At 34.7% G+C, this 26006-nt stretch carries 24 protein-coding genes; 16 read left to right on the top strand and 8 right to left on the bottom strand.

Annotation, left to right across the window (positions count from 1 at the left end; translation table 11 throughout):
* Positions 1-480 precede the first annotated feature (480 nt).
* From DLK05_RS15430 to DLK05_RS15415, 4 genes are all read left to right on the top strand, one after another.
* Positions 481-1383: a 1,4-dihydroxy-2-naphthoate polyprenyltransferase gene (locus tag DLK05_RS15430; RefSeq protein ID WP_127344907.1), complete on the top strand. Its 903-nt coding sequence runs from the start codon at positions 481-483 to the stop codon at positions 1381-1383.
* Positions 1384-1739: 356 nt separating this feature from the next.
* Complete coding sequence (gene eno / locus DLK05_RS15425; RefSeq protein WP_127344906.1) at positions 1740-3023, top strand: phosphopyruvate hydratase; 1284 nt, start codon at positions 1740-1742, stop codon at positions 3021-3023.
* 399 nt (positions 3024-3422) lie between these two features.
* Positions 3423-4487 (top strand): o-succinylbenzoate synthase, encoded by a 1065-nt coding sequence (locus DLK05_RS15420; protein WP_127344905.1) that lies wholly within the window; start codon positions 3423-3425, stop codon positions 4485-4487.
* Positions 4480-5553, top strand: coding sequence for an AMP-binding protein (locus tag DLK05_RS15415; RefSeq protein ID WP_127344904.1), 1074 nt, complete (start codon positions 4480-4482; stop codon positions 5551-5553). Before DLK05_RS15420 ends, DLK05_RS15415 begins: the two co-directional genes overlap by 8 nt.
* Here DLK05_RS15415 and DLK05_RS15410 read toward each other — a convergent pair.
* Complete coding sequence (locus tag DLK05_RS15410) at positions 5511-6170, bottom strand: hypothetical protein (protein ID WP_127344903.1); 660 nt, start codon at positions 6168-6170, stop codon at positions 5511-5513. The genes DLK05_RS15415 and DLK05_RS15410 overlap by 43 nt on opposite strands.
* A 372-nt stretch (positions 6171-6542) precedes the next feature.
* Positions 6543-7160, bottom strand: a complete 618-nt coding sequence (gene msrA / locus DLK05_RS15405) for a peptide-methionine (S)-S-oxide reductase MsrA (RefSeq protein WP_127344902.1) — start codon at positions 7158-7160, stop codon at positions 6543-6545.
* A gap of 133 nt (positions 7161-7293) precedes the next feature.
* On the opposite strand from msrA, the gene mobA reads away from it, so the two are divergent.
* From mobA to DLK05_RS15365, 8 genes are all read left to right on the top strand, one after another.
* Positions 7294-7872, top strand: coding sequence for a molybdenum cofactor guanylyltransferase (gene mobA / locus DLK05_RS15400; RefSeq protein WP_127344901.1), 579 nt, complete (start codon positions 7294-7296; stop codon positions 7870-7872).
* 337 nt (positions 7873-8209) lie between these two features.
* Positions 8210-10447, top strand: a complete 2238-nt coding sequence (locus DLK05_RS15395) for a molybdopterin-containing oxidoreductase family protein (RefSeq protein ID WP_127344900.1) — start codon at positions 8210-8212, stop codon at positions 10445-10447.
* A 3-nt stretch (positions 10448-10450) separates the two neighbouring features.
* Positions 10451-10984: a 4Fe-4S dicluster domain-containing protein gene (locus DLK05_RS15390; RefSeq protein WP_127344899.1), complete on the top strand. Its 534-nt coding sequence runs from the start codon at positions 10451-10453 to the stop codon at positions 10982-10984.
* Positions 10985-10996: 12 nt separating this feature from the next.
* Positions 10997-11938: an NrfD/PsrC family molybdoenzyme membrane anchor subunit gene (gene nrfD / locus DLK05_RS15385; RefSeq protein ID WP_127344898.1), complete on the top strand. Its 942-nt coding sequence runs from the start codon at positions 10997-10999 to the stop codon at positions 11936-11938.
* 53 nt (positions 11939-11991) lie between these two features.
* Entirely contained in the window at positions 11992-12516 is a 525-nt protein-coding gene (locus DLK05_RS15380) for a YeeE/YedE thiosulfate transporter family protein (RefSeq protein ID WP_127344897.1), read from the top strand.
* A gap of 27 nt (positions 12517-12543) precedes the next feature.
* Complete coding sequence (locus tag DLK05_RS15375; RefSeq protein WP_127344896.1) at positions 12544-13134, top strand: YeeE/YedE thiosulfate transporter family protein; 591 nt, start codon at positions 12544-12546, stop codon at positions 13132-13134.
* 26 nt (positions 13135-13160) lie between these two features.
* Positions 13161-13778: a rhodanese-like domain-containing protein gene (locus tag DLK05_RS15370; protein ID WP_127344895.1), complete on the top strand. Its 618-nt coding sequence runs from the start codon at positions 13161-13163 to the stop codon at positions 13776-13778.
* A gap of 334 nt (positions 13779-14112) precedes the next feature.
* Entirely contained in the window at positions 14113-15417 is a 1305-nt protein-coding gene (locus DLK05_RS15365; protein ID WP_209319915.1) for an OmpP1/FadL family transporter, read from the top strand.
* 74 nt (positions 15418-15491) lie between these two features.
* Here the strand turns inward: DLK05_RS15365 and DLK05_RS15360 are convergent, their stop codons facing one another.
* Positions 15492-16520, bottom strand: a complete 1029-nt coding sequence (locus DLK05_RS15360; protein WP_209319914.1) for an ATP-grasp domain-containing protein — start codon at positions 16518-16520, stop codon at positions 15492-15494.
* Between the two features lie 205 nt (positions 16521-16725).
* Between DLK05_RS15360 and DLK05_RS15355 the strand changes: the two genes are divergently transcribed.
* Both DLK05_RS15355 and DLK05_RS15350 read left to right on the top strand, forming a co-directional pair.
* Positions 16726-17256 carry a DinB family protein gene (locus DLK05_RS15355; RefSeq protein WP_127344892.1) on the top strand — a complete coding sequence of 177 codons (531 nt, stop codon included), beginning with the start codon at positions 16726-16728 and terminating at the stop codon, positions 17254-17256.
* The gene (locus DLK05_RS15350; RefSeq protein WP_127344891.1) at positions 17244-17954 is read left to right on the top strand and encodes an NRDE family protein; all 711 of its coding nucleotides are present in this window, start codon (positions 17244-17246) and stop codon (positions 17952-17954) included. Before DLK05_RS15355 ends, DLK05_RS15350 begins: the two co-directional genes overlap by 13 nt.
* A gap of 32 nt (positions 17955-17986) precedes the next feature.
* On the opposite strand, the gene DLK05_RS15345 is transcribed toward DLK05_RS15350, so the two are convergent.
* Both DLK05_RS15345 and xerD read right to left on the bottom strand, forming a co-directional pair.
* Positions 17987-19645: a phosphoenolpyruvate carboxykinase (ATP) gene (locus DLK05_RS15345; RefSeq protein ID WP_209319913.1), complete on the bottom strand. Its 1659-nt coding sequence runs from the start codon at positions 19643-19645 to the stop codon at positions 17987-17989.
* Between the two features lie 385 nt (positions 19646-20030).
* Positions 20031-20936 carry a site-specific tyrosine recombinase XerD gene (gene xerD / locus DLK05_RS15340; RefSeq protein WP_127344890.1) on the bottom strand — a complete coding sequence of 302 codons (906 nt, stop codon included), beginning with the start codon at positions 20934-20936 and terminating at the stop codon, positions 20031-20033.
* A 182-nt stretch (positions 20937-21118) separates the two neighbouring features.
* Here xerD and aroQ point away from each other — a divergent pair, with 182 nt between their 5' ends.
* Together aroQ and pyk are read left to right on the top strand one after the other, a co-directional pair.
* Positions 21119-21544 carry a type II 3-dehydroquinate dehydratase gene (aroQ, locus tag DLK05_RS15335; RefSeq protein WP_127344889.1) on the top strand — a complete coding sequence of 142 codons (426 nt, stop codon included), beginning with the start codon at positions 21119-21121 and terminating at the stop codon, positions 21542-21544.
* A gap of 129 nt (positions 21545-21673) precedes the next feature.
* Positions 21674-23089, top strand: coding sequence for a pyruvate kinase (pyk, locus tag DLK05_RS15330; RefSeq protein WP_127344888.1), 1416 nt, complete (start codon positions 21674-21676; stop codon positions 23087-23089).
* A 46-nt stretch (positions 23090-23135) separates the two neighbouring features.
* Here the strand turns inward: pyk and DLK05_RS15325 are convergent, their stop codons facing one another.
* Genes DLK05_RS15325 through DLK05_RS15315 form a run of 3 tightly spaced genes read right to left on the bottom strand, consistent with a single transcriptional unit; the run spans position 23136 to position 25647 of the window.
* Entirely contained in the window at positions 23136-23702 is a 567-nt protein-coding gene (locus DLK05_RS15325; protein ID WP_209319912.1) for a HupE/UreJ family protein, read from the bottom strand.
* Between the two features lie 2 nt (positions 23703-23704).
* A complete protein-coding gene (locus DLK05_RS15320) occupies positions 23705-24457 on the bottom strand; it encodes an acyl-[acyl-carrier-protein] thioesterase (protein WP_127344886.1) in 753 nt (250 codons plus the stop codon).
* Positions 24454-25647, bottom strand: coding sequence for an Lnb N-terminal periplasmic domain-containing protein (locus DLK05_RS15315; RefSeq protein WP_127344885.1), 1194 nt, complete (start codon positions 25645-25647; stop codon positions 24454-24456). The genes DLK05_RS15320 and DLK05_RS15315 overlap by 4 nt, the downstream gene beginning before the upstream one ends.
* Between the last annotated feature and the right edge of the window lie 359 nt (positions 25648-26006).

Raw genomic sequence — 26006 nt, 5'->3', positions numbered from 1 at the left:
GATTTTGGTACTCCGTACCTCACAACAAATTGTTCTTGTTGTGATAAAGCAACAGCCTTGCGAAATATTTATAGCACAAGATTAAATGAGAGGAAGAAGAGGTGCAGCGCACCGGGATATTAAATAGAAGGCGATGACCTGTTTCAAATGAATTATCCTTTATCTCCGGTACGTTTGTAACTCGTGGTTTTTAATTAGCTTTTGTTTTAGAGGAATGAAAATCACAAATTGCAAACTTACGTTAGGAGTGGGAGTGCAAGGAGAGCCTGAAAGGCTCCAATTCCATAGCCCGGGATAAAGGAGCCATAAGCGACTGCCATCCCGGGATGAGGAATGTTTTACCAACCGTCGCGCGTACTTTTCTTGATTAGTGGTAATTGGATAATTCGCGACGGAAATGAGAAACTATTCAGAGAAGCGAAGCGGGAATCAGCTTTTATTTTTTGCTAACTTTGGCATCGAATTTTAACCGCTAAATCTATGAGTAAAACAAAAGCCTGGATTCATGCTTTCCGATTAAGAACGCTTCCTCTGGCACTTTCCAATATATTTTTAGGCAGTCTTCTCGCAGTTGCCGATGGTGGATTTTCTTTAAAGATATTCCTGCTTGCAACATTAACGACCTTATTTTTACAGATACTCTCGAACTTGGCAAACGATTTGGGCGATTCTATTTCGGGTGCCGATAATGAGGAAAGAGTAGGACCGCAAAGGGCTGTTCAGAGTGGGGTGATCAGCAAGAAGGAAATGATTCGCATGGTGATTGTTTTCGTGATACTTTCGCTTGCCGCTGGTTTGTGGCTTTTGTGGGAAGGATTGCAATTTTTAAGCTATACACAGGGATTCATCATGCTCGGACTTGGTATTCTTGCTATTGCTGCGGCTATCAACTACACGGTAGGAAAAAATCCTTACGGATACAGTGGTTTTGGCGATTTATTTGTCTTTATCTTCTTCGGATTGCTTGGTGTATTGGGTACTTATTTTTTGCATGTCGGAAGCTTGCACTGGAGTCTCCTGTTACCAGCAAGTGCTGTTGGATTGCTATGTGTAGGTGTTTTAAATCTAAATAATCTTCGCGATGAGGTGAACGATGCTAAAAGTGGCAAAAAAACACTGGTAGTGATATTGGGAAGGAAATGTGCCAAAATCTATCATCTAATGTTGATTGGTATGGCAATGATACTAGCTTGTATTTATACGTACTTACATTGGATTTCGCCTTTTCAATTGCTTTTTGTGCTTAGTTTTCCGTTCCTGATACGTAATATGGTTGTTGTTAGTAAGAATGAACAGCCTCAGGAATTAGATCCGGAATTGAAACGATTGGCACTAAGCACCCTGCTTTTTAGTCTGACGTTTGGCATAGGCTTGATATTATAATGGATATATATTTCTTAAACCCGTCAGCTTTTTAATTCTGACGGGTTTTTTGATGCGTTAAAGTTTCTGATCAATTTGGCAGTAAGGCTGATGCGGGTTGCGTGAAGGATTGCAGCGGATACCCCACAGCTTGTGTGGATAGCTTGTGCGTTGGGGCGAGGAGTAGTAGCGGAAAGCCTGACCCGAGGATAGGAGGGGCACGCCCTGATTTTTTAGCCAAATTAGTAGTATGCCTCAAAATAATAAAGCTTCTTTTTCTTCTTCCTATTCGTTCAGGTCAATTGAAAAATATTACATAAATTGATTGATGAAATTATTGAACTGAAATCGAATTAAACTATAGGAGGAGTAAGATCATGAAAATCAAAAAAGTTGAAGCATTCGAAATTCTGGATTCCAGAGGTAACCCAACCGTTGAAGTTAATTTAATGTTAGAAGATGGTACGCTGTCCCGTGCAATGGTTCCTAGTGGCGCATCTACTGGCGAGCGCGAAGCTACTGAATTACGCGACGGAGATAAAAAGCGTTATGGTGGTAAGGGTGTTTTAAAAGCGGTGGGGCATGTAAATAAAACCATTGCGAAGGAAATTGAAGGCAAATGTTTTGTGAACCAACGTGATCTGGATTATTTTATGATAGACCTGGACGGTACGCACAACAAAGCTAAATTTGGTGCGAATGCACTTTTGGCTGTTTCTATGGCATTCTCCCGGGCTATGTCGCAAAGTGCAAATATTCCTTTGTATCAATATTTAGGAGGTAGTAATGCTTATCTGTTGCCGGTGCCTTGTATGAATATTATTAATGGGGGAAGACATGCGGATAATAATGTTGATTTTCAGGAATTCATGATTGCTCCTCATGGTGCTACGTCGTTTAAGGAATCTATTCGTATGGGAGTGGAGGTATTTCATACTCTTAAATCAGTATTAAAGAAAAAAGGATACAGTACCGGTGTTGGAGATGAGGGTGGTTTTGCACCGGATCTAAAATCTAACGATGAAGCCGTGGAAGTAATTTTGGAGGCAATCACAAAGGCTGGTTACAAACCAGGAAAGGAAGTTAGTATTTGTTTGGATCCGGCAGCCAGCGAAATGTGGGATGAAGGAAAGTATAAGCTTTTTAAAAGTACCGGAAAGCATATAAGTAGTGATGATATGGTGAAGCTATGGGAGAATTGGGTGAATCAATATCCAATTGTTTTGCTGGAAGATGGCTTGGCGGAAAATGATTGGGAAGGGTGGAAAAATCTTACCGATACTATTGGTGGAAAAATTGAGGTGGTTGGTGATGATTTGTTCTGCACCAATAAGAAAATTTTATCTGAAGGAATAAGTAAGGGAGTTGCCAATTCTATTCTAATCAAACTAAATCAAATTGGTACGGTAACCGAAACCTTGGAAACCATAGAATTGGCTTACAAGAATTCCTATAATTGTTTTGTATCTCATCGAAGCGGGGAAACCGTTGACAGTTTTATTGCAGATTTAACCGTGGCTGTAAATGCCGGGCACTTAAAAACAGGTAGTGGCTGCCGTGGAGAAAGAGTGGAGAAGTTTAATCAGCTGATGAGAATTGAGCATCAATTGGGTAAAACAGCTCAATTTGCAGGGATAAATGCTTTTAAAAATGCAAAATAATAGTTGACAAGAAGTAAAAATTGTTGATAGCAAGTGGTAGGGAATGACAAAGCTTTGTTGTCTGTTCCTAAATTTTATAGAGGGTGTCCATAAATATGTAGGTTTAACATTAAACGTCATCCTGAATTTATTTCAGGATCTCTTAATCAATGAGGAAAGATTCTGAAACAAGTTCAGAATGACGAATACATCTATTTCTGGACACCCCTTGTGTTTATAATTATCTTGTGGGCAAATGGGCATTTTACAGGATCATTACAATGGCGTATTTATAATCCTTGAGGATTCGATACGATCTAAAAGTGGAAGGAAGCTTCGTTTTTAGTATTTTTACCATCCGTATCGATTCAAAATGAATTCAAAAAAATGTAATTCATAGCTCCTAAAATTTATAAGAACATGCTTGTTGCCGATTATTTTTATTATCCTCTCACTTTTAATCGTCCCAGTGGTACCTCACGTGGTGTATTAACAAAGAAAGATTCCTGGTTTATTCGAATTTGGGATGCTGAGCATCCCGATTTGTATGGAATAGGGGAGTGCTCTATCATTCCTAATTTAAGTTTCGATGATCGTCCCGGATATGAAGCTAAAATAAAGGAAGTTTGTCAGCAGATCGGAGATTACTGGTATTATTTGGAAGGGGGATTGAAGGAATGGCCTTCTATCTGTTTTGCTCTGGAAATGGCATTACTGGATTTTCAGGCGAAGGGAAAAAGGATTTTGTATCCTTCTGAATTTACAGCAGGAAAAGCAGCAATCCCTATCAATGGCTTGATTTGGATGGGCGATTCGGTTTTTATGAAGGAGCAGATCGGGGAGAAGTTAAAATCAGGTTTTAATTGTTTGAAATTGAAGATCGGAGCCATAGATTTTAAACAGGAATTACGCTTATTGGAATCTATCAGAAAAGATTTTAGCGCGGAGGTGATTGAACTTCGCGTGGATGCAAACGGAGCTTTTGCGGCAGAAGATGCTTTGTCTCGATTAAGAATCTTGTCCGAATTCGAATTACATTCGATAGAGCAGCCCATAAAAGCCGGACAATGGCAGCAAATGGCGAAGCTTTGTAATACAACTCCTCTGCCAATTGCTTTGGATGAGGAGCTGATTGGTATTTTAGATTACGACAAAAAGGAAGCACTTTTAGATACGATTCATCCTCAATACATTATTTTAAAACCGAGTTTATTAGGAGGTTTTAAGGTTAGCCAGGAGTGGATAGATTTGGCCGATAAAAAGAATATTCGTTGGTGGATTACCTCAGCACTCGAATCGAATATTGGTCTGAATGCCATCGCTCAATGGACTTATACTTTAAATAATCCTATGCCACAAGGTTTGGGCACAGGTCAGATTTACAGTAATAATATTCCTTCTCCTTTACGGATGAAAAAAGGTTTTTTACATTACGATACCAAGCAGCATTGGGAAATAGAAAAACACATAACCAAGCATGACTGAACTTAGGATTAACGGAATTCATTATTCGCAAGAACAATTGCTAGCATTTTGCACTGAGCAGTTGAAATCAAATTCCAATAAATGGGAGTGTGATGTTTATGCTTTTATTTTGGAGTGGATGAATTCTTATGACACTATTACGGCTCACACCTCTGGCTCTACCGGTACTCCTAAACAAATTAAGCTTTCGAAACAAAAGATGCTGGCATCTGCGCGTATGACTGGTGAATTTTTTCAATTTGAAAAAGCCCAGACTGCTTTGCTTTGTTTATCGCCCAATTTTATTGCCGGTAAGATGATGGTGGTACGTGCCATATTGTGGCAATTGAATCTTATTCTTGTTGAGCCAAATGGTCATCCGCTTCAAAATATCAATATGGATATTGATTTCGCTGCGATGATTCCTTTACAAGTGAATAATAGCTTGAATGATGGAAATCAGATTAATCGAATTAAAAAACTACTTATTGGCGGAGGAGCTGTTGATCAGATATTGGAAGAAAAGTTGCAAGATTTAAAATGTGAAGCCTTTTCAAGTTATGGCATGACCGAAACCGTTTCGCATGTTGCAATTAAGGCTTTAAATGGAAGCTGTCGATCGGAAACTTATCATACTATTGGAAAAGTGCAATTTTCAAAGGATAATAGAGGATGCTTATTGATTCATGCTCCGGAAATTCTTGAAAAGGATTTGCTTACCAATGATATGGTGAAATTGCAAAGCGATAAGGAATTTAAATGGATTGGCAGATTCGATAACGTGGTTAATTCGGGTGGAATTAAGCTATTCCCGGAACAAATCGAAGACAAAATTAGAGGTATTCTATCGGTTTCATTTTTTTGTGCCGGACTCCCTGATGCTCATTTGGGACAAAAGTTAGTATTGGTATTGGAACTGGAAGAACAGACTTCAGCATATAAGATAGAATTGATGAAGCAACTAAAAAGCCTGCTCGGAAAATACGAACAGGCTCGGGATATTATTTTTATTCCTCAGTTTCGAAGAACATCTAACGGAAAAATTCAGCGCGATGCAACCTTATTGCTTTCTAAATCTTGTAAATAGTGAAATAGCTTTTTCACATCTTGGATTTGGTTCCAATGCAATTGATTAGTTTTAATATATGCATATGCCTGATTCTGTAAATCTTTAAATTTACGGGAAAGGATGATTTGTGGAGAAGCTACTTTTACAGGAATATTTCCTCCGTCCTCTAGTAGGTAAATGGATTTAAGACTGGATCCTTTTTTGTGTTTTTTAGAATATCGAACATAGATCTTCCATTTACCATCGAAAATCTTATTTAGGTAACCATAGGTTGAATCATGATGAACTACAAATTTTTTGTATTCGAAGCATTCATCGGCAATTTTTACTTCATTAATTCTCTTAGGGAAATTAATTGTGCTGTGTTGTTTCTTTATTAGGCATTCTATTTCATCATCTGCTACATTATAGCGAATTCCATTAACTTTTAAGATGCCATGTTTTTTGGTGACAATAAGTCCGGCTTGAAAGTTCGGGTTGTAATACTGTTCAGCACTTAGATTATCGATAGGAGACAAAACATTGTATTGCATGATGCCATAGGAAGGGTAGTTTGACCAGTAATTTGTTTCCTGAGCTTCATTAGTCAAAGGATAAAGACACAGAAATACCAATAGAAGTAAAAGTTTATTCATAGATTAAGTTTTGGTTAAGGTTAATATTTCAAATTTACAACATATTAAACTTATAAAAGGTCTAATTAATAAGACGTAGCATCACTATTTGATAAGATGGAAGCAAATACAATACAAAGGTGGTTTATGAATTGCTTAATACTTAGAAAAAATTGGTGTATGGAAAAAATGCATGTTTTATTAAGAAAAGGAAGTGATTTGATTATTATGGAATTGGACGGAATAATTTTAGAAGTCTAAAAAAGCTAAAAGCAGTAAAAAATTAAAGAATCAATTTTTTACTGCTTCTATTATTTAAGAGACTTTTTCAATGGAATCTAATTATCCAACAGTCACCTTTTAAGGTAAGGCAATAGCTTTAGAGATATAATACTATTTTAATTTCTCTTTAAATACTTTTTTGAATTTGTCCATCTTTGGTTTAATCACAAAAGTACAATAAGGCTGCTGTCCGTTGTTATTAAAATATTCCTGATGATAATTTTCAGCAGGATAAAACTTAGGAGCTTTACTTATTTCGGTTACAATTGGATTTTCAAAAGCTCCTGAATCATTTAATTTTTTCTTGTATGCCTCTGCAAGTTCCTTTTGTTTTTCGCTATTATAAAAGATAACAGAGCGATACTGTGTGCCTACATCTGCACCTTGTCGATTTAAAGTGGTAGGATTGTGAACTGACCAAAATACCTCCAATAGTTCATCGTAACTAATAATTTTAGGATCGAAAGTGATTTGACAAATTTCTGCATATCCAGTTTCACCGGAACATACTTCTCTATAGCTTGGATTTTTTGTTTCTCCGCCCATATATCCCGAGACTACCTTGTCAACACCTTTTAGTTCTTGAAAAATTGCTTCTACACACCAAAAACAACCTGCACCAAAACTTGCAAGTTCTACATTTGAATTGTTTTCTTTCTGAGTCATATTATTTTTACCGAAAGTTACTCCAGAAAGAAGGAGACAAATAACTAGTATTATTCTTTTCATTTTTTTCTGGATTTATACTGGTGAAATTTATTATTTGTAATCAGTCTAAATATAAATTGAATTGTAAACAAATCAAAGTTAAAAGATCTTAAAGTCTGATAAGTGCTTGTTGGTATTCTTTATATATTTGGTAATGCTTGAAGATAAAAAAGTATTCGGAATTGTATTGTCTGGTGGAAAAAGTTCAAGAATGGGAACTGAAAAAGGATTAGTGACCTGGAATAATAAGGCATTAATAGAATATGCTATAGCTGCTATTAGTCCGTTTTGTGATCAAGTGATTATCAGTTCCAATAAAGATTGTTATTCGTATTTAAAACTACCTGTTGTAAAGGATATTATACCGGATTGCGGGCCATTAGGAGGTGTCTATTCCGTAATGAAAAAGCATGTGGCAGATATATATATTGTAGTTTCCTGCGATGTTCCTTACATAAAATCGGAATTATATTCTGATTTATTGTCGAATCTAGACTATAAAGATGCAGTTGTACCAGTTGATGAAAGTGGAAGAAAGCAACCACTCACTGCTGTTTATGGGAAAAGTAGCTTACTATACTTAGAGAATGAATTGCTTGATGGTAATTATAAGATGATGAGCCTCCTCAATCTTTTAGAAGTAGAATATTATGAGATTAATAACAATTTACCATACTATTCCCCAAATCTATTTTTGAATGCCAATTCTTTGGAGGATCTTTTTAATCATTAATTAATTTTAAATATACTTTTCTTATTTAGGAAATAAGAACTGTGCTATTCTATTCTATTATAAGATTACCTCTTTAACCTTCAGAAAGTCTTATAAACAAATTGAAAAAAATCGTTAAGTAATTCTGGGCTTTTAATTAATCTAGTTTGTTGATAATCTAAATAGTCTGGTATTTACCTATTTTATTACTCTAAACGTATTATTTTCTTTAGAACGAATATAAAGTAAACGAAATGTGTTGTACAGCATGTTTCGTACTTGGCTTTTTCTATATTTTAAATGCGAACATGTAACTCTCTATATGTATTAATGTCTGGAGAAATAAAGTTTTTAATATATGAAAAGCAGAAGACAGTTTATTAAAATCAGTTCTTTAAGTGCAGCTGGTTTGATTTTTGGTGGCGGCTTGCTGGATTCCCTGGCAAGCAGCATCCTAAAAGAAAACCAGTCTTATTTTAAAGGGCCATTCGATTTTACCAGAACTCCAACTTATTGCGAAGTATGCTTTTGGAAGTGTGCCGGATGGGTTTATAAGGATGAAAATGGTAGAATTAAGAAAATCATCGGAAACGATGACGATCCCAATTGTAATGGAAGATTCTGTCCCCGAGGTACCGGAGGAGTGGGAATGCATTACGATGAGGATCGATTAAAAACACCTTTGATTCGTACAGAGGAAAGAGGCAAACAAACTTTTAGGGAGGCATCCTGGGATGAAGCTCTGGAATACATCGCATCTAAAATGAAGGAAATTAAAGAAGAGCATGGACCAGAGTGTACTGCTTTGTTTTCTCATGGTTCAGGTGGTAAATATTTCGGTAAAGTTATAAAAGGATTTGGATCGAGAAATATAGCAGCTCCTTCCTATGCTCAATGTCGTGGTCCTCGTGAGGTTGCATTTATTGCCACATATGGTAGTGGAGTTAATTCTCCTGAAAATACTGATATTAGGGATACCAAATGTTTGGTTTTGATTGGTGCACATATTGGCGAGAATATGCATAATGGTCAGGTTCAGGAAATGTCTGATGCCATAGATAAAGGCGCAACAATTATAACCGTTGATCCTCGTTTTTCTACAGCAGCATCCAAATCAAAGTTTTGGCTTCCTATTAAACCAGCAACAGATATTGCCTTGTTACTGTCGTGGATGCATGTAATAATTAGTGAGGAATTATACGATAAAAAATACGTTGAAAAATATACTTATGGTTTTGATCAGCTAAAAGCTCATGTAAAGAATTTTACACCAGAATGGGCTTACGGCATAACTACGATTAAACCAGATCAGATTCGCGAGACTGCCAGAACCATGGCACATGCGGCTCCTGCGGTTCTTGTCCATCCCGGTCGTCATGTAACTTGGTATGGGGATGATACGCAGCGTTTAAGGGCAGTTGCAATATTAAATGCTCTACTTGGAAGCTGGGGACGAAGAGGGGGTTTTTATAATCCTGATAAAGCTTCAGTACCTCACTATCATTTACCACCATATCCAAAACCTGAAAAAACATGGAGAGATGCCATGGGTGGAAAATATATTTTGGCTGACCTAGCTCTTGCATCTGGTGTATGTGATGCTTCTATTCCAACCCCGGATTTGGATTGTTCTATACGAGGATGGATCGTAAATGGAACCAATTTAATAAATACGCTTCCCGATCAGAAAAAAACAATTGATGCTATTCAAAAACTAGACTTACTTGCAGTGGTGGATACCATGCCAATGGAGATTACAGGATATGCAGATGTTGTATTACCAGAGTGTGTTTATCTGGAACGTTATGATTCTTTGAGAATTTCTCAAGGAAGAGAGCCTAGTATTGCACTACGAATGCCAGCTGTTGATCCGTTATATAATTCTAAACCGGCGTATTGGATTGCTAGAGAATTAGCTAAGAAATTGGATTTACTTGAATATTTTCCATTCGAAACAATTGAAGAGGAATTAGATTGGGAATTAAAACAAGTCGGATCTTCTTTGGAAGAAATGCAAAAGATAGGTGTGAAGCGTCTAGAACGTGAAGTTGATGATCTTTATTTTGCTGATGGTGAAGATATCGAATTTGATACAAATACAGGTAAAATAGAGTTGTATTCTACAGTTCTGGAAGAAGAGGGATTCGATCCAATACCTGTCTATACTCCACATCCCGAGCCAAGTGAAGGATTTTATCGGTTGATTTATGGCAGAGCACCTATGCATACTTTTAGTCGTACTGCTAACAATCCAAACCTTACCGATTTAATGAGTGAGAATAGTGTTTGGGTAAATCCGAAGGTTGCTAAGGAGTGGGATTTGAAGAATGATCAATATATCTATCTTGAAAATCAGGATGGTGTTGTTTCCGATTTTCCAATTAAAGTAAGAGTAACAGAAAGAATTCGATGGGATTCTGTATATATGGTTCATGGTTTTGGACATGCAGATAAGCGATTGAAGAGATGTTTTGGAAAAGGTGTCAGCGATACTCAGATGATTACGAATGTGATGATAGATCCTATAATGGGAGGAACCGGAATGAGAGGAAATTTTGTGACATTTAGGTTTGATAACAAAAAAACGGAGGTGTAAGCTATGAGATATGCAATGGCTATTGATACTAAAAAGTGTGTTGGTTGCAGCGACTGTGTAGTAGCTTGCCAAACCGAAAATAATGTACCAATTGGTTACTGCCGTGATTGGGTAGTAGAGGTTATGGATGGAACATATCCTCAATTGGAAATTGAATTACGTTCAGAAAGATGCAATCATTGTGAGAATTCACCTTGCGTTCGATGTTGCCCAACTGGAGCCAGTCATTATGCTGACGGTGGAATTGTTTTGGTTACTAAAAATGAATGTATTGGTTGTAGTGCCTGTATTGCTTCTTGTCCTTACGATGCTCGATATGTTCATCCCGACGGATATGTGGATAAATGTACCTTCTGTCTGCATCGGGTGAAAAAAGGAATGCAACCGGCTTGTGTTGCTGTTTGCCCTACAAAATGTATGTATTTCGGAGATTTAAATGATCCTAGAAGTGATGTTTCCAAAATCCTTAAAAAACGCAAGCATAAGACATTGATTCCTGAGGCAGGAACTAAACCTCAATTGTATTTCTTAATCTAAAAAACTAAAAAAATGAGAGAAGAAATAATTGTTAGTGGCAGAAACAACCCCTTAATCGATCCTTTACTACACGTATGGCATTGGGAAATTCCAGTCTACTTGTTTTTAGGAGGATTAGCGGCAGGTTTGATGTTTTTTGCTGCACTATATACAATAAGAAATAGAGAAAATAACTATAAAGTGGCTGTTCAGATCGCTCCTATGTTTGCTTCGATTGCACTAATTCTCGGTTTAGGCGCTTTGTTTTTAGACTTGCACCACAAACTTTATTTCTGGAGACTATATACTACTATTAGATTAGCATCTCCGATGTCGTGGGGTGCTTGGATTTTGATGATTGTAACTCCAATTTCATTCATTTGGTCGGCATTACATATTAAATCAATTTTTCCGAATTGGGATTGGAAATTTGAGGTGATAGAAGAGCTGCTTGAATTCTTTACCAAGTACAAGAAAGTACTGGCGTGGATCATGTTGATCTCATCAGCTATTCTTGGAATTTACACCGGAATATTGTTGTCTGCTTTCAATGCAAGACCTTTGTGGAATACTTCTATTATGGGGCCATTGTTTCTTGCCTCGGGGCTTTCTGCCGGAACAGCAATGGTGATTTGGATTTCAAAAAATCATGATGAAAGAAAACGATTTGCTCAATTGGATCTTATGATTATTGGAATAGAATTATTCTTAATTATACACATGTTCATGGGGTTTTTGGCGAGTACACAAGTTCAAATTGATGCTGCTAATCTATTTTTGGGCGGAGAATATACTGCTTCATTTTGGATTTTCGTGGTAATATTAGGAATGATTGTTCCAGCAATTCTCGAAGGATTAGAATTGAAAGGATATAAAATTCCTATTGTTATTCCTGCTATATTGGTCTTGTTTGGAAGTGTGATGCTTAGAATTATCATATCCTATGCTGGTCAAGCAAGTCGTTGGTTATACTAATTGAATTGGTTATAACTATATAATTCTATTGAAACTATTAAAACAAAATAACGATGAACGAAGTGAAAAAAACAAAATACATCAATCCATATATTGGAGGTGTATTATTAGGTATTGTACTTCTGGCAGCCAATTTTATTTCCGGACGAGGACTAGGAGCGAGTGGTGCTGTTAAAAGTGCGGTTGTTAGTACAGTGAATGTAGTTGCGCCTTCTCATGTTGAGAATGCAGCTTTTTATAAAGCATATCGTCAATCTCATCCTGGAAACCCAATGCATTCCTGGTTGGTTTTCGAAATGTTAGGTGTTCTTGTAGGAGGATTTCTGTCAGGAGCATTTGCTAAAAGATTGAAATTTAAAGTAGAACATTCACCTAAAATTACTTCTAAAAGAAGAATAATTTTCGCAGTAATGGGTGGTATTCTATTTGGATTTGGAGCCCAATTGGGACGCGGTTGTACTAGTGGTTCTGCTTTGAGTGGAATGGCTGTATTATCTGTAGGAGGATTTATCACCATGGCTTTTATATTCGGAACTGCTTTTGCTTTGGCATATTTTTTCCGTAAAAATTGGATCTAATTATAAAATTTATTTAAAAAATTGATTATGGGACCATTAATTGTAAATGAAATAATTTCACCAAATACCAATTTATTTATTGCCTTTTTAATTGGAATTGGCTTTGGTTTTGCACTTGAATCAAGTGGTTTTTCCTCGAGTCGTAAACTTGCTGGAATGTTCTATGGATATGATACTACCGTTTTGAAAGTCTTCTTTACGGCCGCTCTTACAGCAATGTTGGGATTGCTTTTCTTCAGCCTTTTTGGCTGGATTGATTTAGATTTTGTGTATATCAATCCAACATATCTTACTTCTGCAATTTTGGGTGGAGCCATTATGGGGGCTGGTTTTATCATGGGTGGATTTTGCCCGGGAACAGCATTTTGTGCAATATCTATTGGTAAATTGGATGCTTTGGCATTTATAGGAGGATTAGTGCTTGGTATTTTATTCTTCACAGAAGGTTATCCTATGTGGGAGGAAATCTATAAAGCAAACTTTTTGGGAACTCCAACGATGAATGATATTATTGATTTGCCTAGAGGCGTTTTTGCCCTTGGAATGATTCTGGTTGCTTTTGCAATGTTTTGGGTTGGTGAATGGGCTGAGAAGAAATTTCCTCGTGAGGAGTATTAATTTTAAACCTTTTAAAATTAAAGAATATGAATATGAGATTAATAATGGCATCAGTTTTTATTCCTCTGGGGGTTATAATCGCTGCTGTTCCGGAAAATACAACCAAGCAATACAAATTAGATGCTGTCGAATTATTGAACGAAGTAACGGATGGTACCCAGTTTGTAAGTACAGATGAAATTGCCGATATGTTGGTTCAAAAAGATCCAAGCCTACAATTGATAGATGTTAGAAGTCAGGCTGAATTTGAAAAATTCAGTTTACCGGGAGCTATTAATATTCCATTATCCGCTATTTTGTCTGGTGATAATGAAGATATATTAGATCAGGGAGTTAAGATGAATGTTTTTTACTCTAATGGCAATCTTAAATCTAATGAAGCATGGATGATTACAAGACAATTAGGTTTCGAAAATAATTTTGTTCTTCAAGGAGGCTTAAATTATTGGGCAGAGACAATTCTTAACCCGCAAGCACCAAAATCAGTTCTTGCTGATGATGAAATTGCGAAATATGATTTCAGAAAGGGTGCTAGTCAAGTACTTGGTGGAGGCAAAGCAGTGGTTTCTAGTTCTACTACTACAAAAGTTAAGCCGGTAATCCGGAAAAAGAAGAAGAAAAAAAGAGTTGCTGGGGGATGCTAGTATATTGTATTTCCATTTTAAAAAGCCTTTTCGATTTGCGTCGGAAAAGCTTTTATTTTATGGAGTCATCATGAAATTAAAATACAAATATATAGATATGGTAACAGCTAGATGTCTAGATATCTGGATAGGTAATTATTATTTTGTTTATTTATACTGAATTAAAACTGTGGTAATTTGTTAAAATTAAACAACCATAAACTAGCTGTCACACAGGGAGATGCAACAATAAATAAGCATTGATATCTAGATATATGATGTATAACATATATGGATAGTTTTAGAGTTTGTATTTTGCACTCAAATCCTAAGTGATCAAACTAATTTTTACATGATGAAAAATACTTTTAAAACTATTATCGCTGCTTTATTTGTAATGGCAGGAATCATTTCAACTCAGACAGCTCAGGCTACCGATGGGTATTTTGGTGTTGGTTACGGTGCTCAAAATATTGGTGTTGCAGGTGCTGGTGTAGCGTGGTATAAGAATTCTTTAATAAGTGGTAACCCTGCAGCACGTGTTTTACTTGGGGATAAATATCAGGTTGGGGTTGGATTCTTTAACCCAAATCGTGATTATACTGTTACTGGTAATCCATCTGGAATGGAAGGGACTTTTGGTTTGGCTCCGGGAAAAGTTGAAAGTGATTCTAAATTATTTTTGATGCCAAGTATGGGTGCCAATTGGATGATTAATGATAAAAGTAGTTTTTCTGCCACTCTTTTTGGAAATGGAGGGATGAATACTGATTACCCTACTATGACTTTTGGCGATCAAAGTTCTGAAACTACTGGAGTCGATTTAGCTCAAATGTTTTTAGGTATGACTTATTCTCGTAAAATTTCTAAGAACCATAGTTTTGGTGTTACGGCTTTATTAGCTTATTCATATTTTGAAGCTAAAGGATTAGCTACGTTTGGTCAAATGTCTAGTGCTCCATCAAAGCTGACGAATAATGGTCATGATAGCGCATTGGGTTATGGTTTTAGACTTGGTTATTTAGGAAAAATAACAAAAGGACTAAGTATTGGAGCCAGTTATCAAACCATGTTATATATGAGTAAATTTAAAGATTACGCTGGATTGTTTGCTGAGCAGGGTGATTTTAATATCCCTTCAACATGGACTGTAGGTTTGGCATATGAAATCAATGAGGATTGGGCAGTAATGGCTGATTTTAAAAGAATTAATTATACTGATGTTGCTTCTGTATCAAATGAAATGCGAACACCAATGGATCCTAAATTTTCACCTTTAGGAACTGATAATGGTACTGGTTTTGGATGGCAGGATATTAATGTATTAAAATTTGGAGTTGAGTATGCTGGAATTAAAGGTTGGACATTGCGTGGAGGTTATTCTCATTGTGATCAACCAGTATCTTCTTCAGAGGTAATGTTTAACATTCTTGCTCCTGGTATTATCGAAGATCATATTACTGTAGGTTGTTCTAAAGAACTAGGAGATTCTGGGAAAGCACTTCATCTTGCTGTCGTATATGCAATGCCTGCAAGTGTTAAAGGTTATAATCCAATGGATTTTGATGCTGCTCAAGCTATGTTAGGTAATATGGTTCCTAATCAAACCATTGAGCTAAAAATGAATCAAATCGAAGTAGAAGTTGCTTTTACTTTCTAGTTTTAAGTAACTATAAATTATAAAAAAAGGTTTTCTTCAGAAAACCTTTTTTTTTGTTCTGTACTGGGATCATTTCAACGAAGATGTTGAAGTAGCCCTCGGAATAATTTAGTAAACGAATCGGGTTTTATCCCTAATTCTCTGTTTTCTTTGCTTATATCATACACTAATTTCATGTGTTTGATGATTTCTTTGTAGGCTTTAAAAATAGAATAATCTGGATCGTAAATATGTGCGGGCTCGGAATTTGTTCCATTTAATTCAATTATTTTAATATTATTTCCTTCGTATAAATCTACTATACTTTTCACTTTAATATCAAATCTACCGTAATAATAGCCATCAAGAGGTTTGGAAATATCTCTAAATACTTCAACAAGTTGATCATTTATCAAATGATTCCCATCTAAAAATTTCGTTCCTCGGTTATGATTTCCTATCGGTTCTAATTTATAGCTAATTCCTGAAGGGATGATTTGTTCCCATTTAGATTCATATTTTCTTTTTAAATATGAAATTCTGCTTTTGGCTCTAATATTTTTCTTTACTAAATCACCAAATCTTAATTTCCCATTACCTGTGATGCTTAAAAATTCTTTATGAACAATGGAAGTGATGCCATCCTTTTTTGAAATAGGAAATCGGTGATAGAATATTCCTAATTCAATAGGATAATCAATAAACTCCTGGACTAATATATCCTCGGGATGCGAGGCAATAAATTTTTCCAAATCAAGATTATTATCTAATTTTTCCACTCCAATTCCTCTTTCACCTATATTTGGTTTGCATATAATCGGGAAATTTAGATCATAAATTTTCAATAATTCCGTTAAGTCATTATTATTTTGTTCCATTTTAAAGAGAAATCCTCGAGGGGTATATTTTTTATTAATGCAATTCAGCATTTTTGTTTTGTCCATTCCAAAAGCACCACCAAATTTCATTGCAGGATTTGTAGCAGTAAAATATGCAAAAGATCGTGCCTTGAGAGCTAAATAAAGACCATATCCAAACATGGGAATATAAAAAATCCAGAAGGGCCAAAATTCAAAATGGAACCATTTTGATAATAGGAAGGGCAGTTTAATTTTTTTTTTCATTATTAGGTATCTGTAAGAAAAAGGATAAATAAATATTTGATCATACAAAGCTACAATTACTTCCATTTCAAGAATGGCTTGAGCTAATTTTCTGTATTAAAATACACTTTATTGTAATCTGTGCGACAAGTTCACTGGTTAAAAATTGTATTTCTATGATATATTTTGATAATTTAATATCTTGTATCGATAAACTTGATAAATATTGAAGAAGAATCAGATGCAGATAACTAATACCACCAAGGAAATAATTCGGCAGCTAATCGATTTTTGTGAGTTGCTTAATGACGAACAATATACAGAATCATTGGCATTATTAATGGATAATTCAATCGGAAAACATATAAGACATATCATAGAATTTTATGATGTTTTAAGAAAACACGAAAAAAATAATGATACAGTTAGTTATGATTTGCGTGAACATTGTGAGGAAATAGAGAGGGACAAGAATATTGCAGTGAAGAGATTAAATATCATTAAAAATTGGATCGGTGTTCTATCGTTGAACAAGTCGTTAAAGTTGAGTATTAGTTTTAATCCGAACGATACGAACTCTATTATTATTGACACTAATATGAAGAGAGAATTGGTTTATAATATCGAACATGCCATTCATCATATGGCAATAATTCGAATTGCTATTGAAAAAGAATATAGCTCGATTAAATTGAATAAAAATTTTGGAGTAGCTTACTCTACCCGAAAATACAGGAACGATTTATGTGCACATTAAGTTATTTACCACTTTCAGAGCAACAATTTTTTTTCACAACTAACCGAGACGAAAGTCCAAGCAGAAAGGCACAATTGCCGAAATTACACACACAAGGAAATTCGTTTGTAGTCTACCCTAAGGATGAACAATCCGGAGGTACCTGGATGTTGTGCTCAAAGGAAAATATATCAGTATGTCTTTTAAATGGGGCCTATGTAAAGCACAAGCACTTGACATCTTATCGGAAGAGTAGAGGTATAGTTGTTTTGGATTTTTTGAGTTTTGCTTCTGTAATTGAATTTGTGCGAGAATACGAATTTTCAGAAATCGAACCATTTACTATGATTGTGGTGAGTGCTAAAAATATATTAACTCTGGAAGAAATTAGGTGGGATGGTTCATCTATTCATTATCGACTTTTAGATCCTACATTGCCTCGTATTTGGTCATCCGTAACGCTCTACGATAGTAAAGTTAGAGAGGATAGAAGGAAGTGGTTTAAATTGTGGATGGAAACTTCTCGTTTATCGAAAGAGTCGATCATCGATTTTCATAAAAATGCAGGACGTAAAGATCCATCAAATGCATTGGTTATGAATAGAAATGATAAGGTGAAAACTCAGAGCATCACACAGATTAGAAGTGTTAACTCAAATCTATTGATGTACTACGAAACATTAGATCCTAATAGTAATATAGAAATTGAAATTTTATAAAAAAAGCCTCTAGAGAGGCTTTTTTTATATTTTTATTTACCAGGGCATTGCGAGACAATTTCCGGTAGAATATCCTGTTTGCCGTAAGCTTTATCAAATCCTTCGGAGAATTTTTTTGCTAATTTTTCGGCAGTCTTATGATATTCCTTCTTGTTATCCCAGGTATTTATAGGATTCAGAATTTCAGTAGGAACATTTTCGCATGATGAAGGTACATTTAAGTGAAAAAGATGATCTTTAGTATATTCCACTTGATTTAATTTTCCTTTTAATGCGGCATCCACCATTGCTCGTGTATATTTTAATTTAATACGTGAACCGGTTCCGTATGAGCCGCCGCTCCAACCTGTGTTAATTAAATATACATTTGTATTATGCTTTTCCATTTTGTCGCCAAGCATTTTTGCGTAAATATTCGGATTACATGGCATAAATGGTTGTCCAAAAAATCTGGAAAAGGTGGCTTGTGGTTCGGTTACTCCTGTTTCTGTCCCCGCAAGTTTACTAGTATAGCCCATTAAGAACCAAAGCATGGCTTGTTCTTTACTAAGCTTCGATACAGGTGGTAACACACCATAGGCATCCGCTGTTAAGAATAATACTGTATTTGGATGCCCAGAAATAGAGCTTTCCTTAATATTTTTTAAGAATTTTAAAGGATAACTTGCTCTTGAGTTTTGGGTTAATCTATCATCGAAGAAATCAATATCTCCATTTGGATATATCATTGCATTTTCAATGATTGAACCATGATTACGATAGTCGTCATCATGCATAACAGCATTATAAATTTCAGGTTCGCTCTTAGGTGTAATGTCAATCATTTTTGCATAACACCCATTTTCAAAATTAAAGATTCCATCATTACTCCAACCGTGTTCGTCATCTCCGAGTAAGGCTCTTTCCGGATCAGCCGAAAGTGTTGTTTTTCCAGTTCCAGATAATCCTAATAGTAAGGCAGAATCTCCATTGGAACCTTCATTGGCAGAGCAGTGAAGAGGCAATACACCTTTAAATGGTAATAGATAATTCATTACTGTAAACATGAGTTTTTTCATAGAACCCATGTAGGAGGAACCAATAATAATTCCAATTTTTTTATCAAAATCAATAACTACACAAATATCAGATGTTTCTCCATTAGGTAAATCTCTAACAAGACCTTTATAGCGATTTTTTTCTAGTTTATCCTGAGGAAGTGCGATTAAATAAAATTGCTCCTCAGCAAAAATTGATTTTTCGATATCGGTAGGTACCGGACGAAACATGTTATCTATAAATACCTGACTTAAGGCTTGATCGCAGATGGTCTTAACTGGTAGAGCATATTTTGAATCGGCGCCAATAACTCTATCCGTAGTGTAGATAGTTTTTTTGTTTTGAATGATCTTAAGCGCATCTTCAAAAATTAACGCAAACGTTTGCGGATTCATGCCGATATTATTTGGGGAAGTCCAATCAATATTCAGTTCAGTTTTCTGATTCCTTACAATGTAAGTATCTTTAGGACTTCTTCCTGTTGAATGAGTAGGAGTCCATGTTGCCAAAGATCCATTTCTTGTTAAGATTGCTTCTTTATTCTCAACTGCAAGAGAAATTAAACTCTCTCTGGCAGTATTCTCTTGAATGTTAGAATGCTTCTCTAGTGATTTTTTTAAATCTTCAATCATACTTATTTCAATAGCGTTCATTTGATATTTATTTTATTTGGATCTAAAGTATTATTATATATGAATATTTCCTATTCCAAATAAGTTATTTTTGAATTTTCATTGTACTATTTCTAAATAAGATTTAGTAGTTTTATGGTGGGATAAATTGATCTAGATTAGTGGATTCATAATATAAATCGAATTATTGGCTTTAATATTTATTTAAGATAATTCATTCATCCTTCTGAAATACAAATCTTTATATTTATACAAGAATAAGTTCTACTTCTTATCTCCAACAATTAAAAATAGCATTTAGGTATTCTACCATAATTAAAAAAGCCTTCGAAGAAATGACTTCGAAGGCTTTTTCGGTATATTCTATAAGACCTAACAATAAAATTACAGGACTTATTTTTAGAAATTAATCTTTAGATCTAGGATGGAAATTTTTAATTGTTTCCTTAAGATATTCTCTGTCAAGATGAGTGTAAATTTCAGTAGTTAAGATGGATTCATGTCCTAACATTTCTTGCACAGCTCTTAAATCAGCACCACCTTCTACCAAGTGAGAAGCAAAGGAATGACGGAAAGTATGTGGCGAAACATTTTTCTTTAAACCAACTTTTTTAGATAAATTCTTGATAATTGTGAAAATCATTACACGAGATAACTTGCGTCCTCTTCTGTTAAGGAAAAGAATATCTTCGCTATCCTTATCGATGTTTAATTTTACACGATAGCTTTTAAGATATAATTTAATTTCCTTTTTGGCTTTTTTTCCGATCGGAATTAAACGCTCTTTATTTCCTTTTCCATGAATTTTAATAAATCCCATTCTAAAATGTAGATTGGAAACTCTTAAATCAATTAATTCGGAAACCCTTAAACCACAAGAGTATAACGTTTCAAGAATTGCACGGTTTCTTTGACCTTCTGCTTTGTTCATATCAACAGCTTTAACCAAGATGTCAATTTCATCTACAGTTAATGTGTCTGGTAATTTTCTTCCAATTTTTGGTGCTTCAAGAAGTGCAGTTGGATTTTTCTCGATAATTTCTTCTAATAGCAAATATTTGAAAAATGCTTTAATACCAGAAATAACACGAGCTTGAGTACGAGGACTGGTTCCGGCATCATTGATCCAAGCTACAAAATCTTTTAGGTGTTGCAAGATAACTTCTTCAGGAGCAACTTCCATGTTCTTTTCTTTGAAAAAAGTAGTAAGCTTAGTAATGTCATTAATGTAAGCGTCTACTGAATTTTTGGAGAGTGATTTCTCCAATGTCAAATACGTCTTAAAATTTTCAATTGTTGATGTCCATTTCATTTTATTCAGTTTTTAGTATGTAGTTTAGTTGTAAATAATTTCTTTTTATTCTTAGCTTTACTTTTCGGTTGATAAGATACGAATTCTTTATGATAATTCTTGCCTGCAATTTAAAAAAACATTACGTAAGCTTGCAATTTTTTGACAACCATTTATGTTTAACCTTTAAAATTTTTGACGAAATGAATTTTTTGATTATTAATGGCCCCAATCTTAATTTGCTGGGTGTTCGGGAGAAATCTATATATGGAGAGGTGTCGTTTGATGCCTATTTTGAGAAATTGAGAATGCAATATGCTACAATAAATCTACAATATTTCCAGTCTAATGTAGAAGGAGAATTGATTAATGAAATTCATAAGGTTGGTTTCAGTTATGATGGGATAATTATTAATGCGGGCGCATATACGCACACCTCCATTGCAATCGCGGATGCCATTGCGGCAGTAACCACTCCAGTAATAGAGGTTCATATTTCAAACATCCATAAAAGGGAATCCTTCAGAAGTGTAACATTGATAGGCGGGAATTGTATTGGAACCATTGCTGGATTCGGATTAGATTCCTATCGATTGGCTATTGAAGCTCTTAATTCCCATTTGGATTAAAGTTGTTTTTTGGTTGACGAACGACTTTTTTTTTAATACTCATAATTGTTAGTATTTAATGATTAATGTCATGCTTCATCTAAAATTATTAACTTTGTGGCGCCAAAACTAATAATGAAGAGTTTATTTATGAAGAAGAACACAAAAATTATCGCTACGATTTCTGATAAGAAATGCGATGTGAAATTTTTATCTGAACTTTTTGCCGAGGGAATGAATGTAGTGAGATTAAACACAGCTCATCAAACTCATGACGACGCATTAAAAGTCATTAGAAATGTAAGAAAAGTTTCGGATAGAATCGCTCTTTTAGTGGATACAAAAGGTCCGGAAATCAGAACTGTTGATGTGGAGACTGAATTTATCTTAAAGAAGGGAGATCGTATTAAACTTATCGGGCAAAAAACAGATTTTGATGATGCAGATTGTTTACAAGTTAGTTATGAGGGGTTTGTGGATGATATTGATCTTGGAAAGAAAATTCTGATTGATGACGGAGAATTGGAATTGCTTGTTGTAGGGAAAGAAAAGAACTTTTTGATCGTTGAAGCTCAGAATGATGGCCCTATAAAAAATAGAAAAAGTGTAAATGTTCCTGGTGTTGCAATTAAGTTACCTTCTTTAAGTGAAAAGGATAGGGGATTCATTCAATTTGCAATTGAGCAGGATATTGATTTTATAGCTCATTCTTTTGTTCGGCATAAAAAAGATGTACTTGATATTCAGGAAATATTGGATCAGAAAAACTCGAAAATCAAGATTATTGCCAAAATTGAAAATCAAGAAGGAGTTGACAATATAGATGAAATTATAGAGCATGTTTACGGTGTAATGGTGGCCAGAGGAGATTTGGCTATTGAAATACCTGCACAAAAAATTCCGGTTATTCAACGTAGAATTATTCGAAAGTGCGTAGAGAGCAAAAAGCCTGTTATTATAGCAACCCAAATGCTTCATTCTATGATTAATAATCCACGACCTACCCGGGCAGAGGTTAGTGACATTGCAAATGCTATTTATAGCAGAACAGATGCTATCATGCTTAGTGGAGAAACTGCTTATGGTGATTATCCCGTTGAAGCTGTTCGTGTAATGAAAGAAGTTGCGGTTGAGGTGGAGAAAGAATTATTTCCAGATACCCGAAATAATTTCGTTCCAAGTAATCACGAGCTTACTGCAATTTTAGCGAGTTCTGCAGTTAAATCATCCCAATTGTTGCCGATAAAAGCAATTATTACGGATACATTAACTGGAAGAACTGCAAGATACTTGTCGGCTTATCGCGGAACACACCCTGTTTACGCAATGTGTTATTCTGCCAGAGTGATGCGTGAATTGTCACTTTCCTATGGTGTTGAGGCTAGTACTTGTGAGATGTTAGCTAGTCGTGATGAGTTTGTAAAAGTATCTATGTATTCATTAATGGATAAAAAATATTTCACCAGCCAAGATATGGTAATAATTATTGGTGGTAGTTTTGGTCCTTCGAAAGGAGTTTCATTTATGGAAATAAGCAAAGTAGATCAACTTACACATAAAGTTTAATCTAGATAAAATAATAGGATATGCGAGTCATTTTGACTCGCATTTTTTATTTGTAACGGAGATATATTAATACTAAAGAAATACCAATTCCAATTCCAGATATAGCTAAATAATAGCTTTTCTTCTCCATTTTAAAAATCAGTAATAGTAAGTTGGACAGTAAAAGGCTTGACAGGGTAATTGCAATATAAGCTGCAAATATTCCTAGATTGAAACCTATACTTTTCGAAAAAGAGAAGTTGGATCCATAAATTCTCACAAAATAGCTATTCAAGCTTATTCCTATAACAACTCCTATTAGTGCAAAAAAATTGTATCGTATAGCATTGGCAATAATATTTGTTGATAGCATATTGTGAATTCCGATGGCTAAAAATGAAATAGCCATAGCCAATTTTATGCTGGAACTAGAAAAGTTAAGAACGTTCAGATTGCTGAGGACAAACCCAATACTTGAACCAATAATAAGAGCTAGTATTAGAGACAAATAACTTTTTGGATTTTTAAGATGAAAAATACTTCCTACAAATAGCAGTATTAAAAAATGATCAAACGAGGAGATTGAAATTAGGTAGTTAAAAGAAGTTTGAAAGCTAGAAAAAATCATATTCATATTTAGGTCCATTTAATAATTGCGTGACAATGTTCTATTCCAGTTTTTCTATTTTTTATCACGAACTGATGAGGTTCACATTCAGTTTTATTTCCAAAAATGATGAGCTCATCTGTTAATTTAGATTCATGTAAAAAGTTGATCTGTAATTCTGAAATTTGATCCTTATTTAATTTTTTAATAGGACAAGCATCCATTACCCATTTTATATACTTTACATTGTTAACGTGTTGGTTGATGTCAATATCACTATAATGAATTTTTATTTTTTCGTTAAACTCAAAGTTATTTTCGATTTTTAATTTTTGAAGTGGATTACTAAAAACTAAGGTTTCGTTATAAACTGTCATTTTATCAGCAAAATGATTAGGGCGGACAGGTCTTTTATTGTCCATTTGAATAATTATCCATGCAGAAGTGGCAATGGCTATGGTTTTACCCGATTCATTTTTAATTTTAAAATCACGATTTCCAAAAAGACCATTTGTGCCGGTTGGCCATGTTTGAATGGTAATTTTATCTTTCCATTTTGGATATTCATAGATATGAACCTTTAAACGAGATAGAACCCAAGCCATATTTTTCACCTGTAGATCGTTCAATCCTTGGTGAATCAAATCCACGTGTTTTCCTGCTATTTCTTGTAGATAATTACAAATACTTGTCAATTTTGCATTTCCATTAAAATCGGCATCAAAGGAGCTGATTAAAAAGCTTTCTTCATGCACGGCTGAATCAAAGTCAGTTGTTCTCATTGGATATTAATTGATTTTAATTTTTTTGAAATGTATAGAGAACGAAATAATAATAAGGCTACCAATGGTAATATTTCATTTGGTAATGATTGTGGGATAAACTTCCATAGGCTTAGAGTAATTAACAACAATATTGAATTGCACAGAAAATAAATACGTAATCTGTTTTTTTTCTTTTTAAGTAAAAATAATACCATAGGGAAATGGAAGGGAAAAGCCCAAAGAATGTTTAGGTTGGGCCCAGTTGCTTGATGATCTGTTAGGAACCAAAGAAATAGAATCACCCAACCTAATAAACCTGTAGCTCCAAAAAGGAAGATATCGAAAGCAAATAGGTTGCCTTGTTTGTTGTAATAGTAAATACTAAGCAGGAATCCAATTATTGCTATAATACTAAAGACAACCGCGGGTCTTTCTATAAATTTAGTTCCATGTATTTGTAATCGTGGCTTTAATACCGTTTGAGTGGATTTTACAAGAGGTGTTTTATTCTCATTCGATATTTTGGCTTGATCAAATGCAGACATTAAATGATCCGGGAGGAACATATACTGATAGGGAGCAGCTTTGCTATCACAAGGCAATCCTAGAGCAAGATGTATTCCTAAAAATATCCATCGACTATTTTCCATATAAGGATCGAGAAGATTCCAAAATGTTTTATCTGTAGTCGTTGATTGTTCAAATTTAATGGTTTGACTAGTATTTGCCTCTATAATATCTCTAATTCTTGTGGAACAATTATCGAATAAGAAATCATATTGGTAAAAGCGATTTTCAGGTTGGTAATTTTTTGCTAAGGCATTAAACAGATTTTGAATTGATTTTTGATCCAGATTTAATTTTTGTTCAATAATTCCCCTATTTTCATATATATATTCTTTTTTAAATCGATTATAGGAAGTGTAGGAAAGCATGTAATTTAATTTACCTCGTGCGAATTTCATGTAAAAATTAGGCGTGTTAAAATCAAATGTTCCGTAATTAAATACAAGATCTAATTGGTTAACAGGATCGTTTACCCGAATAGCAGAATGTCCAAATTGAGAATATAGCTCATCTCCAGGGGAACAAGTAAGAATGCTAATTTCTGCTTTATTTGATAAATCTCTTCCAAAACCTTCTTGTTTACCGAAGAGGATTATTGTTATCAGAATTAGAAGAGACAGTAGAGTAGATCTTTGTTTCATGATAATTTAATTTTGCTGTTCGAAGATAGCTAAATTCCCAATAATCTATTTGAATATTATTACCTATTTGTTGGCTTTGAGCAGAGGAGGAATAAATCTTAGGTGTAATTATTTAATAATGAATTAAAATGTTTTTTAGATATAGAACCAATCCTGTCCTAAACGTTTTTCCACTATCATTATCTCAACCTAGAATCGCACATTTCAGTGTTATTTAAGTCATATTCTAAAATAGCACCCCCTGGATTGCAATTATAGGTTTTGGTTTTGGTTGATCAAAAGGTTCATCGAGCCATTTCTGGAGATCGATTTTAACAAAAAGATTAAGCCTTATGAATGCAACTAAGTTTGATAGCTGC

The organism is Ancylomarina longa (genome assembly GCF_003996985.1).
Classification (GTDB): Bacteria; Bacteroidota; Bacteroidia; order Bacteroidales; family Marinifilaceae; genus Ancylomarina_A; species Ancylomarina_A longa.
This window is presented reverse-complemented; position numbering and strand designations above follow the sequence as displayed.